Annotated in this window: 12 protein-coding genes; 4 read left to right on the top strand and 8 right to left on the bottom strand. The window is 34.8% G+C overall.

Going from position 1 to position 16,554, the window contains the following annotated elements; genetic code table 11:
* Positions 1 to 80: 80 nt before the first annotated feature.
* Together KWG70_RS05055 and KWG70_RS05060 are read right to left on the bottom strand one after the other, a co-directional pair.
* On the bottom strand, positions 81 to 2,909 hold the full coding sequence (locus KWG70_RS05055) for a TonB-dependent receptor (RefSeq protein ID WP_230934891.1): 2,829 nt from the start codon (positions 2,907 to 2,909) through the stop codon (positions 81 to 83).
* A gap of 83 nt (positions 2,910 to 2,992) precedes the next feature.
* Positions 2,993 to 4,261, bottom strand: coding sequence for a hypothetical protein (locus tag KWG70_RS05060; protein WP_230934892.1), 1,269 nt, complete (start codon positions 4,259 to 4,261; stop codon positions 2,993 to 2,995).
* A gap of 201 nt (positions 4,262 to 4,462) precedes the next feature.
* On the opposite strand from KWG70_RS05060, the gene KWG70_RS05065 reads away from it, so the two are divergent.
* Together KWG70_RS05065 and KWG70_RS05070 are read left to right on the top strand one after the other, a co-directional pair.
* A complete protein-coding gene (locus tag KWG70_RS05065) occupies positions 4,463 to 5,806 on the top strand; it encodes a deoxyguanosinetriphosphate triphosphohydrolase (protein ID WP_230934893.1) in 1,344 nt (447 codons plus the stop codon).
* 216 nt (positions 5,807 to 6,022) lie between these two features.
* Entirely contained in the window at positions 6,023 to 6,199 is a 177-nt protein-coding gene (locus KWG70_RS05070) for a hypothetical protein (protein WP_230934894.1), read from the top strand.
* On the opposite strand, the gene KWG70_RS05075 is transcribed toward KWG70_RS05070, so the two are convergent.
* Together KWG70_RS05075 and KWG70_RS05080 are read right to left on the bottom strand one after the other, a co-directional pair.
* On the bottom strand, positions 6,177 to 7,958 hold the full coding sequence (locus KWG70_RS05075) for a 1-deoxy-D-xylulose-5-phosphate synthase (protein ID WP_230934895.1): 1,782 nt from the start codon (positions 7,956 to 7,958) through the stop codon (positions 6,177 to 6,179). The two genes, KWG70_RS05070 and KWG70_RS05075, sit on opposite strands and share 23 nt — an antisense overlap.
* Positions 7,959 to 7,980: 22 nt before the next feature.
* Positions 7,981 to 8,955, bottom strand: coding sequence for an energy transducer TonB (locus KWG70_RS05080; protein WP_230934896.1), 975 nt, complete (start codon positions 8,953 to 8,955; stop codon positions 7,981 to 7,983).
* A gap of 192 nt (positions 8,956 to 9,147) precedes the next feature.
* Between KWG70_RS05080 and KWG70_RS05085 the strand changes: the two genes are divergently transcribed.
* Together KWG70_RS05085 and KWG70_RS05090 are read left to right on the top strand one after the other, a co-directional pair.
* The gene (locus KWG70_RS05085) at positions 9,148 to 11,622 is read left to right on the top strand and encodes a T9SS type A sorting domain-containing protein (RefSeq protein WP_230934897.1); all 2,475 of its coding nucleotides are present in this window, start codon (positions 9,148 to 9,150) and stop codon (positions 11,620 to 11,622) included.
* A gap of 74 nt (positions 11,623 to 11,696) precedes the next feature.
* Positions 11,697 to 12,146 (top strand): nucleoside deaminase, encoded by a 450-nt coding sequence (locus KWG70_RS05090; RefSeq protein ID WP_230934898.1) that lies wholly within the window; start codon positions 11,697 to 11,699, stop codon positions 12,144 to 12,146.
* A 201-nt stretch (positions 12,147 to 12,347) separates the two neighbouring features.
* Here KWG70_RS05090 and KWG70_RS05095 read toward each other — a convergent pair whose 3' ends face one another.
* From KWG70_RS05095 to aspS, 4 genes are all read right to left on the bottom strand, one after another.
* The gene (locus KWG70_RS05095; RefSeq protein WP_230934899.1) at positions 12,348 to 12,539 is read right to left on the bottom strand and encodes a cold-shock protein; all 192 of its coding nucleotides are present in this window, start codon (positions 12,537 to 12,539) and stop codon (positions 12,348 to 12,350) included.
* 90 nt (positions 12,540 to 12,629) lie between these two features.
* The gene (locus KWG70_RS05100; protein WP_230934900.1) at positions 12,630 to 12,866 is read right to left on the bottom strand and encodes a hypothetical protein; all 237 of its coding nucleotides are present in this window, start codon (positions 12,864 to 12,866) and stop codon (positions 12,630 to 12,632) included.
* Positions 12,867 to 12,899: 33 nt separating this feature from the next.
* Positions 12,900 to 14,678 carry a chloride channel protein gene (locus KWG70_RS05105; RefSeq protein ID WP_230934901.1) on the bottom strand — a complete coding sequence of 593 codons (1,779 nt, stop codon included), beginning with the start codon at positions 14,676 to 14,678 and terminating at the stop codon, positions 12,900 to 12,902.
* Between the two features lie 45 nt (positions 14,679 to 14,723).
* Positions 14,724 to 16,478: an aspartate--tRNA ligase gene (gene aspS, locus KWG70_RS05110; protein WP_230934902.1), complete on the bottom strand. Its 1,755-nt coding sequence runs from the start codon at positions 16,476 to 16,478 to the stop codon at positions 14,724 to 14,726.
* Positions 16,479 to 16,554 lie beyond the last annotated feature (76 nt).

The following is a 16,554-nucleotide window of genomic DNA, read 5'->3' on the forward strand; positions in this document are numbered from 1 at the left end:
AAGGTATTTTATAAACTAAAGAAGTTCCCAACAACGTTGTTGGGAACTTTTTGTTTGAAGACCAATTCAAAAATTAAGTTTTAAAACTTATAGCTATATCCAAGAGATATTTCAGTGCCTGGTTCTCTAACTGAGAATAACTGATCTCTGGTTCCAAAAGACACATAGTCACTTTGTCTTTTACTATTTAAAATGTTGGACACTTTAAAATCTATAGAAGACCTTCTATCTTCTCCAAAAGCTTTGTTTAATGTGAAGTTCAAACTGTTAAAAGGTTTAGTGTATACATCAGGAACTAATCCAATACCAACAACCTCAAGTGTTTCTCCTTGTACATTATAGAATAATCCCGTTTGAAAACCAGAATCTTGGTCGTTATAGTCTAAACCGAAATTAATAAGAAATGGTGCTTGACCTTGTAAGTCTCTTTCTCTATCAACACTTTCACCATCTCTTGCCGCTAATTGCCTGCTTTGAAATTCTGCATCAGACATAGTTAGTTCAGATGTAATAAAAGACACATTTGCATTAAACTTTAATTTATTTAAACCATCAGTGATAAATCCTAGACGTTGTCTCACTTCAAATTCCACACCATAAACTTTAGCATTACCTAAGTTAGCTACTGTTAGCTGAGTTGGTGCTTGTAAAAAGAATGACTGCTCAATAGGGTCTTTAAAATCTTTATAGAAACCACTTATAGCAAACATTTGACCATTCTCTCCAAAACGCTCATATCTCAAATCAAAATTATTCACGTACGTTGGTACTAAGTTGATGTTACCAATGAATAAACGGTTAGTAATAGGGTCGAAGATTCTAGCAACCGACGATTCTTTAAAAGAAGGACGCGCAGTTGTGCGAGAATATGATGTTCTTACATTAGAATTATCATTAACCGAATAGATTAAGTTAGCCGAAGGAAAAAGATCAAACTCATCTAATATTGATGCTCTATTAAATTGTGTTTCATTGTTTTGTCCAGTGTAAAACGATTTAAAAAGTTCGGTTCTAATACCTACAACTGTTTTAAGTTTTTCAGTAACATTAAACTCGGCAGAAATGTATGTCGCACCAATATTCTGTTCACCTTCATAAGCATCGATTGGGTTAAATTGATCACCAAAAACTAAGAATGTTCCCGAATCTGTAGTTGGATTCCATACGTTTTCTGATGCCAATAAGTTGTCGGCATTTCCATCTGCAACAAAGGAATCGTCACCTTGTATATTGAATGTGTAATCGTCAATGCTGAAATCTCTAAACTTATAAGTGTAAGCGCCTCCAAATTTTAGTTTTCCAGGTCTACCAAAGATGTCAATCGTTTTGTCTAAATCAACTTTACCAGCCCAGTTTTCTTCAATAAGATTTCTCCACAATTGAATTGGAAATGTAGAAGCCGACGGACTCACAAAGAATTGACCTTCTCCAGACTGTTGGAATGGTGTAATTCTGTGAGCTTTGTCCATAACTTTTGAAAATGTTGGCGATAGTTTCCATTCTAAATTAAACGCATTCTCATCATCACTTAACCTGTGCTTTCCGTTAAGTAATAAGTTTGTGATCGAACGCTCCGTATAGGTTAATGAGTTTTTTACTAAAGGCTCAATTCCGCCTCCAACACCATCTTGTGATATATCTTGTTCAAAAAAACCAGCCGTTGATTCTCCATTTTGAATATGTAAGAAATTGGCTTTGTATTTAGATTTATCGGTTTTATAAGTTAAGCCAAGCATTCCATTAAGGATGACATTATTGATTCCTTCTGATCCTCTTGAATCTAAAACAGAACTTAAGTCGTTAACTGAAGAATCATTAAAGTTCTTGACAAAGGCACCATCGTTTCTGTTTTCATAAAACGTAGTTTCGTTTTTATAAGAAAATGAAGCTTGATACCCTAATTTATGATCTCCAACATCGTATTGATTTCCTAGGGTGAAACCAATATCAAAGTTCATTCCGCTAGTTTCTTGTTTTGCTTGTAATTCCTTCTGAAATCTATTAGTTAAGGATGTTAACAATAATCTGTTTTCAAATGTACCAGGAATAGGTTGGTATCTATGTATTGGAAGATCTCTCGTCCCATCATCAAAACCAAAAAAATCAGTATCACTTCCAGTATAAGTAAGATACTTATCATTAAAGTGCATATCAGGATTATAAGAAGTACCTACTGAAAGCGTATACTCAGGTTTTGTAGGGAAGTCTTTAGTGACAATATCTACAATACCACCAGTAAAATCTGCTGGATATTCTGCAGATGCCGATTTCAGTACTATAACATTATCTAATATGTTCGTTGGGAATAAATCCATTTGAATCGTATTTCTATCTGGATCTAAACCAGGAATGTCAATACCATTTAAGATAGATTTCGTATAACGGTCACCCAAACCGCGAACATAAACGTATTTTCCACCTTCAATTGAAACACCAGGAACGCTTTTAACAGCACTGGCAAGGTTGCCTGCACCAGAACTTTTTATTGACTGGGCCGATAATCCATCTAATACAACCACAGATTTCTTTTGTAAATTTAAAACTGAGTTTTCAGTATTACGCTTTACAGAGGTTTGAATAATTACCGTATCTAATGAATTTGTTTCTAAAGTCACATCAAGATTAGTAACTTCTCCAGCCTTAATGACAATGTCTGTTATTTCTTGAGTGTTATATCCAACAAATGAAAAGACTAAGGTGTAGGTCCCCGGTTCTAATTCTAATTCGTATTTCCCATCAAAATCAGAAGTGGTTCCAGTAGTAGTTCCTTTTACTAAGATATTAGCAAAGGCCATTGGTTCTACAAACTCACCATCAATGACGTTTCCAGCGACTGTTCCTTTTTGAGCATTAACAAGACCAACACTTATAAATAGAAAGAAAAGAAGGGAGTAAATGTTTTTATGCATGATTATTTAATTATTGAAACTATTGCTCACCTTAATTGGTGAGCAATAGCTTTGTTTTCAAACTATATGGTTTGATTATTTTTTTAGAATCCTAAGTTGCCAGCATTGTTAGCATAAGTCCAACTTAAGCTAGACGTTGTAGCACCAACAGTATTAGCACCTTCAGTTACAGCTGTAGCAGTAGCACCAAATCCAGTAACCATAACTGTTTCAGCTTTATTTACGAAAATGCTAGTCACATCTGTAACACCTGTAGGTAATACAATTTCCCAAGCTCCAAAGGTTAGGTCTCCTGTATTGTAGTTTGTTGCAACACCATCATTATCTAACTCAACATCTGAAGAATCTTTAAATCCGAAAGCATAAATATTAGTTGTGAATCCTGTAGCACCAGATCTGTAATCGGCATATTCACCATTTTCAGTAACAGTATTACCAATAATAGTTGCATTTTGTAATGTAAATGATCCTGTTGCCGAACCTTCAGGTCCATCGATTTCGAAAGCATGATCAGAGAAATCTCCTAAAACAACAACCGCATTATCGATTGTACCAGAATACGCTTGATCAATATCTAAAGCGTCATCACCTTGAGCCCATACTAATAGGTTAGAAGCATTTACTGTTCCTCCAAAAAATTCAATACCATCATCAACATTAGCAACGACTTCAATATTGTTGATTATTGTTCCATTACCAACACCACCTAAAGTTAAACCGTTGATTTCATTTCCTTCACCAATTAAAGCACCTCCATGACGAATAGATATATATGATAATACTCCTGAGTTATCAGCAGCATCTGCACCTCCATAAAGTCCGAAAGTGTCATCGGCAGGAATTCCTTCTATTTGAGCTTCTGTAATATCTCCTGAGAACGAACAAGGTGCATTACCTAATACGATTAAACCTCCCCAAAGCCCTCTATCATTTTCATCTAAGTTGGTGCCAGCAGTTTCACCACAAGTAATATTGTCACTTGTAGATGTGAAGATTATTGGCTCAGACGCTGTACCTACCGCATTTATTTGTGCACCTCTGGCAACAATTAAAGCAGAAGCTAAAGATCCTGTTCCAGGTGTTCCTTTTATAATAGTTCCAGCTTCAATGGTCAAAATAGCACCATTGTCAACCACCACTTTTTGGTTTAATTGATAGATGTTATCGTTTGTCCATGTTGTATTTTGCGTAATAGCTCCAGTTACTGATACTATTGGACAGTCATCACCATTTCCATTTCCATTTTGAATAATAGTAATTTCTTCAATGATAATAGGCGTGTCGTCATCTTTAAAACATCCCGTAAATACTAGAGAAGAAGCGATTAATGCAGATAATACTAATTTTTTCATGATTATTTTTTTAAATAGTTTTTATGTTCTTTTAGTAATGGTGCAAAGATGATTGCATAATGTAAAGTCAAGGTTAAGTTGATATTAAACCTAAATCATAAAACCGTTAATTAAGTGTTATGAGAAATTGCTATTTTTTGTTAATTCGAAACATTAAATTAACATTGAAATAGTTTATCTTGCTGCTGCTAAAACGATACTATGAATTGGGAACAATTACTCTCCTTAAAACGATTTGGAGATACTCATAAACGCTTACGAAAAGAACAAGATGAAACACGATTAGGCTTTGAGGTTGATTATGATCGTATTATATTTTCTTCAGAATTTAGAAGCTTACAAGATAAGACACAAGTAGTACCTTTATCTAAAACCGATTTTGTTCACACGCGATTAACCCATAGTTTGGAAGTGAGTGTTGTTGGACGATCCTTAGGCCGTAAAGTAGGACAGAAATTATTAGAAAAACATCCGCATTTAAGAGACGTTCATGGCTATCAGATTAATGATTTTGGAGCTATAGTTGCGGCCGCAGCATTAGCACACGATATTGGAAATCCGCCTTTTGGACATTCAGGAGAAAAAGCTATTGGAGAATTTTTTAAAACAGGAGAGGGTCGTTATTTTGAAGATCAATTAACAGCAAAACAATATGAAGACCTATGCAGTTTTGAAGGTAATGCTAACGGATTTAAAATTTTAACCGAAAGTAGAAAAGGACGTATAGGTGGTTTGCGTTTAAGTTATGCAACACTTGGTGCTTTTACAAAGTACCCTAAAGAATCGCTTCCCAAAAAACCAACAAAACATATAGCCGATAAGAAGTATGGTTTTTTTCAAAATGAAAAAGATCTCTTTCAAGATATTGCTGAAGAATTAGGTTTGGTAAAAAGAGGAAGCGACAATGATGTGAGTTATTGTAGACATCCATTGGTATATTTGGTTGAGGCAGCTGATGATATTTGTTATACGATTATAGATTTTGAGGATGGTATCAATTTAGGACTAATTCAAGAAGAGTACGCCTTAGAATATTTAATCAACTTGGTGCGTGACTCGATCCAGACCAAAACTTATAATGCGCTAGAAAGTACTCAAGACAGATTAAGTTATTTACGAGCATTGGCCATTAATACACTTATAAGTGAAGCTGTTGATATTTTTATGGAGCATGAAGAAGCAATCCTATCAGGAGAGTTCTCGAAAGCACTTATAGATTACAGCGATTATGAAGCGCAAATAAAAGATATCATTACCTTAAGTATTAGTAATGTGTATCAATCTACAGAGGTGGTTGATAAAGAAATCGTGGGTTATAAAGTCATAAATGAACTTCTCACTGTTTTTAGTAAATCGGTAGTTAATAATCTACAAAATAATGTATCTAACTTTGATAAATTGATATTAAAGTCAATAAAAGATCATGTCGATCTCGAAAAGGACAATCTTTATGATAGTTTGTTATCAGTTTGCTTTTATGTTTCAAAAATGTCAGACTCTAATGCAATTTTAACATATCAAAAATTAAAGGGTAATCACCTGTAATTCAACATGTTGTTTTGGTATTTATGATGGTGTTGATAGAAGTGTTGATAATTATTCTTTAGTGTAAATAAATACTGACATTTATGTGTGATATTTGGCATCTTAAAGGGAAGAAGCTCACGAATTCCTTTTTATTTAATGCATTTCATCGATTAAATTTGTATTTTAACGATAATTAGCTATATTTGTTTAACCTAATCTTTTAAACCTACACAGATGAAAAAGAATATTCTTGGAGCTGCAGTGATTTTTTTCGTAACACTAGCGTTCTTGTTAATGATTGATGATATTACTAGTAATGGTAATCACCAGCCACAGCAACAGACTAATGTTCAGGTTTACGATGTAAATGAGCAGCCAGATATTGCTACTACTGACGAAGAGGAGCAATAGATTTAAACAAAAGACTTAAACTTTCGACATCAATCTCTACAGATTGATGTTGTTGTTTTATAGAGGCATGTTCAATGAAATGATCTGGGATGCCTAATGTTCTTACAGGTGTATTATAATTGTTTTTTGAAGCAAATTCTAAAATAGCACTTCCAAATCCGCCCACCACTGTACCATCCTCGACAGTTATAATTTCCTGATACGTAGTGAAAATCTTATGTAATAGTGTTTCATCAAGCGGCTTTACAAATCGCATATCATAATGAGAAATATAGTCATCACTTTCACAATTAATAATAGCGTTTTCAACATTGGATGAAATTGATCCAATGGTTAAAACAGCTAAATAATGTCCTTTTTTAAGTTGAACACCTTCTCCAATTTTAAGTTCTGAAAATGGCTGTTTCCAATCCATGATATGTCCACGTCCTCTAGGATATCTTATTGCAATTGGATGATCCAAACCTAACTGAGCTGTATACATAATATTGCGTAATTCGATTTCATTACGAGGTGCAAAAACGATCATATTCGGAATACATCTTAAATACGCCAAATCAAAAACACCATGATGTGTCGCACCATCTTCACCTACCAATCCTGATCGATCTAAACAGAAAATAACCGGAAGATTTTGTAGTGCAACGTCATGAATCACTTGGTCATAAGCGCGTTGTAAAAATGTAGAATAGATATTACAAAACGGAATCAAACCTTGAGTGGTCATTCCAGCTGCTAAGGTCACCGCATGTTGCTCAGCAATTCCAACATCGAATGCACGATCTGGAATTTGCTCCATCATAAACTTTAAAGAACTTCCTGTAGGCATAGCTGGTGTAATACCGACAATCTTTTTATTGTTTTTGGCCAACTCTACAATAGAATGACCAAAGACATCTTGAAATTTTGGAGCTTGCTGTCTAGAGGCAGATTTAGCATACACTTCTCCTGTATCTGGGTCGAATTTGCCTGGTGCATGATATTGTACTTGATTGTCTTCGGCTTGTTTGAGTCCTTTTCCTTTGGTGGTGATCACATGTAGAAACTTTGGACCTTTAACCGATTTTAATCGCTCTAATTCTGAAATCAAAGTCGTAAGATCATGACCATCTACAGGTCCTGAATAATCAAAATTTAAGGCTTCAAAAACATTGTCTTGTTTTTCCTTGCCTTTTTTGACATTGGTTAAATACTGTTTTAAAGCACCAACACTTGGATCGATACCAATGGCATTATCATTTAAAATAACCAATAAATTAGCATCAGTAACACCAGCATGATTTAAACCTTCAAAAGCCATTCCACTAGCAATTGAAGCATCACCAATCACAGCAATGTGATGTTTATCTTCGCCTTTAAGTTGCGAAGCAATAGCCATTCCTAAAGCAGCAGAAATGGAAGTTGAAGAGTGTCCAACACCAAAGGCGTCGTATTCGCTTTCAGCACGTTTTGGAAATCCGCTAATTCCACCTTCTTGTCTGTTGGTATGGAAAATGTCTTTTCTGCCAGTTAGTATTTTATGTCCGTAAGCTTGATGCCCAACATCCCAAATAAGGAGATCTTCAGGTGTATTAAACACATAATGTAACGCTAAGGTTAGTTCTACAACACCAAGACTTGCGCCTAAATGTCCTTCTTTAGTCGCCACAATATTGATAATAAACGCACGCAACTCTTTGGCAAGTTTTGGCAAGTCATCAAAATTTAATTGTCTTAAATCTTTAGGAAGATTGATATGGTCTAATAGTCGCTTTTGCACAACACAAAAATACGAGAATTAATTAGTCTTTAACTTCGAAAATTATTGGTAAGCTATAAATCATTTCAATAGGTTTACCTTCATGTTTTGGAGGAACAAATTGCGGTAATAACTTAATGACACGGATTGCCTCTTTTTCTAATAACAAATTTGAACCTCTAGTTTTTATGTCTTTTGTATAACCATCTCTATCTATTGTAAATTGTACATATATTTTTTGTCTTCCAGATAGGTCTAAACAAAGTTGTGGATTAATTAGAAAATTGTCATTTACTATATTTGATATTTTCTGTTGAAAAAATTCTCTTTTTTCTTTTATGTCGAGATTTTTTGGAGTGTCTTTGAATTCAGGTGGACTTTGAACGGTAAATAAACCAACGGTAACCTCATCATGAATTCTCATTTCACCTTCAACCTCAGGATATTCAGGTTCAATAATTAAATCTACAGGAATGGGATCTCGTGTATTGTCTATAATTTCACCAGTAACAATCATGCCATTTATGACAGGTTTAGGCGGAGGAGGAATTTGTTTTTTTAGATTGACACTATCTGTTTTGACTTTTGGTTTACAAGTTGCAGTAGAGTCTAATTGTTGTTTTAATTCTACTTCAGCAGAATCTATTTTAAGTTCTATAATCTCAACACTTTCAATTTTTTTAACACGACCATTTTCATCAGAACAACTAAAAAGTGATGTTCCCATGACCAAAAGTAAAGCTAATAAAAACAGTTTATGAAAACTCATATGCTGTTCAAATACCGTTTCCGACACCTGTAAATTAATAGCATCTAACTGGTTTTGTTTAATATGCCCACAAATGCGTTGGTCTTTATTATGATGAATAAAGGCTTGAACTTCATTCATGTTCATTTTGGTGAAGTCGACAACCGTTTTAGAGCAAGATTGGCAAAAGCGTCCTTTTTCGTTTGGTGTCATTTTAGACCAGTTTTCGTGACAAGGTTTGGGAATTGAGATAGCGTAGCGTGATTTCATAGTGTTATGATTTCTAGAATAGTATCAAATTTCTTGCCGATTTGTATTTCATTAAATGATAATAGAAAAGCACTATTATAGGAGATTAAAATAACGTAGGAAAATAACGACAAAAAATTATGGCTTTGAAGTTTTTTTGATGTATATTTAGTTGCCTCTTTTATTTTTTTTTAACCATTAAACCCAAATCTCATGAAAAAAATTATTTTTTTTACATTACTTATTCCTTTTTTTTTAAACGCTCAAAATCAGTGGTTTGCTTCGCCAACAGGTAGTCCGTCGGCAGGAGGAACGTCACAAACAGACGCCTGGAACCTTCAAACAGCTCTAGATGGAGGCCCTTCAAACCAAGTTCAACCAGGAGACACCGTTTGGCTTTTAGATGGGCAATATAATGGTCGCTTTGTTAGTGCATTAAATGGTACAAGTGCAATGCCTATTATAGTAGCTTCTTATCCAAATGAATGGGCAATTCTTAATGGAAATGTCCCATCTGTTGAGACAGCAGTACTAACTGTGACAGGTGGGAATGTTCACTTTATGGACTTTGAAATCACTCATGTTGGTACTTTTCCCAGAAATGCTGATGCTACACTTACGTTTACCGGAAGCAAAAAAGGTTTACCATCAAGTATAATAAGTCCTTTTTCTAACTGTGGAGGTATAACTCATACAGGAGGTGAAGATTGTAAATTTATTAATTTGGTTATTCATGATAATCCAGGAACAGGAATCTTCTCTGGAAAATTCACAGGAGGGACCCAATTTTACGGTTGTATCATTTATAATAATGGTTGGGTTGAACCCACGGGAAGATACGAACATGGTCCTGGTTTTTATGTGCAAAATGCTAGTGAAAATACTAGACTTATTGAAAACAATATTGTATTTAATCAATTTTATAAAGGTTTTGAAGTTTGGTCGGCTTGCCCTAATGTGGTAACAGATATGACAGGTTGTGGCGCAGGAACTGTAGATGAATATGTTAAAAATATAACTGTAAAAGACAATTCGGTATTTAACTCAAGTAACCCTGTTTTCAATCTAAGTGATCCTAGTAGTACTAATTCTATTGGCGGATTGAATGATAACATTTTTGTTGGAACTAATGATAATGATGGCGCTAACCTCATAAAAAATGTTAGTGTATTAAATAACGTTTTATATCATAATACAGACTATTCAGCTGGTGGTACTTTGTACGAAGCACCTAGTATGACATTAGGTTGGAATGTTGAAAATGCAGCAATAGAAAGTATCACTGTAACCGATAATATTATTTCAGGTAGAAACAATGCTTTAAAGTTTTTAAATATTGCAGGAATGACATTTGATAATAATAGAGTTTGGGGAAGATATATGATCATATCAAACACTAATGTTAGTAATAGTAATATTTTAAATTGGAACAATAACAATAATATTTATTATTCGAGATATAATACTGCTTTCAAAGTTGGAGGAACTAACACAACTTTAGCTACGCTACAGAGTTCATATGGTATTGAAACAGGATCTGTAAGAAAAAACTATACAGAATTTGGAGAAAACAATCAGGTGCGAATAACTCAAAATGCCTATAAGACCAATCTATATAAAGTAGATGTGATCAATATAGGAGGAGGTAGTACCGCAATGGCAGATTTTAGTAGTTATGGTATTCCTGCTGGTACAACTTTTACGATTAGAGATGTTGAGAACTATCATGTGATTGCATCATCTGGTACAATTGGTAGTAGTTCGGAAATTACGCTTACAACGAATTTATCGGGATTGGAAAACCCTTTAGGAACTGGGTTTACTAATTATACACAAAAGTCACCTGCAAATTTTGGTGTGTTTTTAGTTGAATTTGGTAGCATAGATACTGATGGAGATGGCATTGTTGACGCTGAAGATAATTGCGTTGATATTCCAAATACAGATCAAGCCGATGCCGATGGAGATTTTGTTGGAGATGTTTGTGATGACTGTCAAAACTGTAATATCTTCTTTGATTATGTCTCAATGAAAATAGAGCCTGGATGTAGCGGAAATTATATTCTTAAAATTCCAGACATTGCATTTCCGCACGGAGGATATCAATTAGATGTTTCTTCAGACACAGCTAGCTACACCTATACAGAGCTCCCTAAGGATAGTGAAACATATTTCCGTAGATTTTTAACTACAGCACCAATCGGAACGCCTAACCTATTTGTAGTGATCAATGAATATGATGGTGGAATTGGTGCAGGATTTGGAGGTGCGCAGTGTACAAGAAAATATAATATTGTTCATGATGCTACAACCTGTACATCGTCTTTTGAAATAACAACATATGACCCTGATGGTGACGGAGTTGATAATTGTGCATTAGAACCTTATGGTTCTGGAGGATCAGGAGGCATTGTTTCTAGACAAGCTAATAACCTAGATCAGGATATTCAAAAAACTAAAGTGATTCCAAATCCAAATAATGGAAGTTTTAGTTTAAATACTTCTAACAAATGGAAGTTAACAAAAACGACTATTACTTTGTATAGTATAAAAGGCGTTAAAATAAAATCTTTAAATCTTGAAAGTCATATCCAAGACATGGATTTAAGCTACTTAAGTAGTGGTGTTTATTTTATGACGCTAAATGATAGTGTTAATTTTGAAACCGTTAAGGTCATTATTAAGTAGTAAATATTTTAATACTTAAAATAAATTTTCGAAAGACAGTTAAGAAATTAACTGTCTTTCCTATTTTTATACCTATGGAAAATCCATTTGACGACACCTATTTTATGAAAAAAGCCTTGCAAGAGGCTGAGGAAGCTTTCGAGAAAGGCGAAATTCCTGTAGGTGCTTTGGTGGTCATTAATGATCGCGTTATAGCCAGAGCTCATAATCTGACTGAACTTTTAAATGATGTCACAGCTCACGCCGAAATGCAAGCCATTACTGCTGCGGCTAATTTTTTAGGTGGAAAGTATCTCACAAATTGTACTTTATATGTGACTTTAGAGCCTTGTCAAATGTGTGCAGGTGCTTTGTATTGGAGTCAAATTTCTAAAATCGTATATGGTGCTAGAGATGAAGAGCGCGGTTGTATTAATTTAAAAACTAAACTCCACCCAAAAACAAAAATAGTTGGTGGTGTTCTGGCCAATGAAGCGTCAGATTTATTAAAACGATTTTTTATTCAGAAACGAAATTTGAATTGACAAATCTTTGATTTGTCATGCTGAACTCCTGTCTGCCTATAGGAAGATGTTTCAGTATCTCTCGCGTTAAGGATGGAGGTTTTGTTGGAGCTCCTCGAAGAGAGCGACTGCCGAGAGCCTGACCGAACGACGTTGGGTAACGCACAAAAAAAACGTCTAACTTTCGTTAGACGTTGAAACTGTAATATAAAGTATATCTTCTTAAAGAACTTGTACGTTAGCCGCAACCATTCCTTTTCTTCCTTCTTCTTCAGTGTACTCTACATTATCGCCTTCACGAATTTCAACACCGTTAAGGTTTGATACGTGTACGAAAATGTCTTTTCCTGTTTCTTCGTTGGTAATGAATCCAAATCCTTTTGAATCATTAAAAAATTTAACTGTTCCAGTCATTGTAAAAAAAATATATTAATTAAGCTACAAATGTAAGCTATAAAATAATGCAAAAGGTTAATTAATTGTAATTTTTTAAAATATTGATTTTCAATAGGTTTTATTTTTCTGATTTTCACGCATCTTATCTAAGTTCTCTTGCGTTAACATATAATCTTTTATGTCTTTATCTTTCCAGCGATAATATCCAAAAAGAGGAAACACCACAATAAAAAGACCTATCACACCAAACCCTATAAGCTTTTGTGAATAGGGAAGGTCTAAGAAGTAACCACAACATATGCTACCAATTGAAGCTAAAAACGCAATAAGAATGAGATATTTCATAAGGCTGTTTTTTGTTAAATATCAATATCTGATTTACGATGTAAAATTAATTAATTCTCGTCGGTAAGCCGTTAACAATTTAGATTTTGATACAAACCCATAATAACTACCACCTTTAATTACAGGAAGATTCCATGCGCTACTATCTTGAAATTTACGCATTACATCTTTCATGGAGTCACTTTCATAATAAATATAATCTGGCGGATTATGCATAAAAGTTTCTACCGAAGTCGTCTCATAAAGTGATTGATCAAACATAACCGTTCTAATGTCATCAAGTAAAATAACACCAACCAAATATTGATTGTCGTCAACTACAGGAAACAGATTTCGACTCGACTTAGCCACACCTTGGTGTAGCATTTCACCAAGGGACATTTCTGGATTTAAAACAGTGAAGTCTTGCTCAATAACACTATCGAGTTTCATGAGCGTTAATACCGACTGATCTTTATTATGTGTAAGCAATGCTCCTTTTTCGGCAAGCTCTTTAGTATAGATGGTATGATCAACCGCATTTTTAGTAATAATAAATGACATAGAAACGGTAATCATTAAAGGAACAAACAATTGATAACCACCTGTAATTTCTGCAATTAGGAATATAGCAGTTAAAGGTGCATGGAGCACACCAGCAATTAATCCTGCCATACCGATTAGTGTGAAATTTGATTCTGAAACTTGAAATCCGAAACCTATATTATTAATAATTTTGGCAACAACATTACCTAATGCACTTCCCATAACCATAGTTGGGATGATAATTCCACCAGCTCCTCCTGCGGCAAAAGTCGTGGTCATGGCAACAGCCTTAAAAATAGTAATACCAATAAGTAAGGCAATAACCACCCAAATATTATCTAAATAGTCATCAAAGGGAGTTTTACCTAAGGCATGTAAATGATTACCATCGAGCAAATCATTAATAAATCCGAAACCTTCACCATATAGTGGAGGGATAAAATAGAGCATGACACCAATGGCTAAACCACCGACTATCAGTTTTTGTCCATTCGTTTTAAACCGTTCAAAAAATTTATAAACGGCAAAATAAATTTTAGAGAAATAGATGGACGCAATACCAGTTCCAATGCCTAAAATAATAAAGAATAAAGTGTCTCTTAATGCAAATGTAGTAGCTACATTATAATTAAATAAGACACCATTTCCGAGGAAAAAATATGAGGTGAGTACAGACGATACCGAAGCAATCAATAATGGTAATAATGAAGCAAAGGTCAGGTCGAGGCTAAAAACTTCAACGGCAAAAATTATAGCTGCGATAGGCGATTGAAAAATAGATGCGATAGCACCTGCAGCGGCACAACCTATAAGCAATGTTCTGGTTTTTCTATCGACATGAAATAATTGTCCAATGTTTGAGCTTACTGCCGAAGCCGATGCAATTGCAGGCCCTAATAATCCAACCGAACCACCAAAACCAGCAGTTAGTGGTGCAGTGATTAGTGGTAAATATATTTTGCTTCGTTTGAGTAAGCCATTTTTTTTGGATAGTGAAAATAATATACTTGGAATGGCGTGTTCGACAGGTCGCTTGGAGACATATTTAGCAAATAAATACACCAACCAAAGACCTATAACTGGTAAGATGAAATAAATACTATTTTGCGAAACAATGATGCTTTTTTCTAGAAGCCATTCAATACCATATGTGATGTTTTTTATGGTCACAGAGACCAATCCAGATAATAAACCAATAAGAATAGCTAATAGAAACACAAAGTTTTTTTGCGAAATGTATTTGTATCGCAAAATGAGCAAGCGTTTTATAACGTTTTGGGTTGGCATAGATTAAATCTACTAAAAAATCCTGCATGAAGCAGGATTTTTAATTTATGATTTTAAGTTGAGTTTTAAACTTAGTTCTGTTAATTGCTCATCATCAATTGGCGCTGGCGCGTCAATCATGACGTCTCGACCATTATTGTTTTTGGGGAATGCGATAAAATCTCTAATGGTTTCTTGTCCGCCAAGTATGGCTACTAGTCGATCTAAACCAAATGCGAGTCCGCCATGAGGAGGCGCTCCATATTGAAAAGCGTCCATTAAGAATCCAAATTGCGCTTTAGCTTCTTCGGGTGTAAATCCTAAGTAATCAAACATTAAGGCTTGCGTTTCTTTATCATGAATACGAATAGATCCACCACCAATTTCGTTTCCATTTAAAACTAAATCATAGGCATTTGCCTTAACAGCTCCTGGATCGGTTTTTAGTAATTCTATTTGGCCAATCTTAGGTGAAGTAAATGGATGATGCATTGCATGGTAACGCTCTGTGTCTTCATCCCATTCCAGAAGCGGGAAATCCATAACCCATAGTGGAGCAAACTCGTCTGGCTTACGTAAGCCTAAACGTTCTGCTAATTCCATACGCAATGCACTTAATTGAGCTCTCACTTTATTGGTATTTCCTGAAAGCACACAAATAAGATCTCCAGGTTTAGCACCAGTAACTTCAGCCCATTTTGCTAAATCGTCTTGATCATAAAATTTATCCACAGACGATTTGTAACTTCCGTCATCATTACATCTGCAGTAGACCATCCCTAAGGCGCCAACTTGTGGGCGTTTCACCCAATCAATTAATTTGTCTATCTCTTTTCTAGTGTAACTATTTCCGCCAGGAACAGCAATTCCAACAACTAATTCGGCAGAATTAAACACATTAAAATCTTTATGCTGTGCTACCGCATTAAGTTCGCCAAATTCCATTCCAAATCGAATATCTGGCTTGTCATTTCCGTAAAGTCGCATAGCGTCATCATAAAGTAATCGCGGAAATTTTTCGATGTCAACACCATTAACTTCTTTAAGAAGGTGACGTGTTAATCCTTCAAATGCATTTAAAATATCTTCTTGTTCGATAAATGCCATTTCACAATCAATTTGTGTGAATTCTGGTTGTCTATCGGCACGTAAGTCTTCATCTCTAAAGCATTTTACAATTTGAAAATATTTATCCATGCCGCCAACCATTAAGAGCTGCTTGAATGTTTGAGGCGATTGTGGTAAAGCGTAGAATTGCCCTTGATTCATTCGAGAAGGTACTACAAAATCACGAGCACCTTCAGGAGTTGATTTGATCAAATATGGTGTTTCTACTTCGATAAATCCTTCTTGAGATAAATAGTTTCTTACTTCTTGAGTGACTTTATGTCTGAAGATGAGGCTATCTTTTACTGGATTACGACGAATATCTAAATAGCGGTATTTCATTCGTAGTTCTTCGCCACCATCAGTATCATCTTCAATGGTAAAAGGTGGTAGTTGAGCTTCATTTAAAATGTTCAATTCTGAAACTAAGATCTCAATATCTCCAGTTGGGATATTAGGGTTTTTAGAAGCACGTTCAATCACAGTACCTTTAACTTGAATAACGAATTCACGACCAAGTTCCTGGGCTTGTTTCATTATAGCTTTAGAAGTGCGTTCTTCATCAAACACGAGTTGTGTTATGCCATAGCGATCACGTAGGTCTACCCATACGATAAATCCTTTGTCGCGAGATTTTTGAACCCAACCTGCAAGTGTAACTTCTGTATTGATATGTGATGCTCTTAATTCACCACAATTATGACTTCTGTACATAGTAAAAAATTGAAGTGCAAATTTAACAAGTTAATATGTTTATTTCCATGTTTCTCTACAATTTATGCTTAAAGAA

The organism is Psychroserpens luteolus (assembly GCF_021032705.1).
Classification (GTDB): Bacteria; Bacteroidota; Bacteroidia; order Flavobacteriales; family Flavobacteriaceae; genus Psychroserpens; species Psychroserpens luteolus.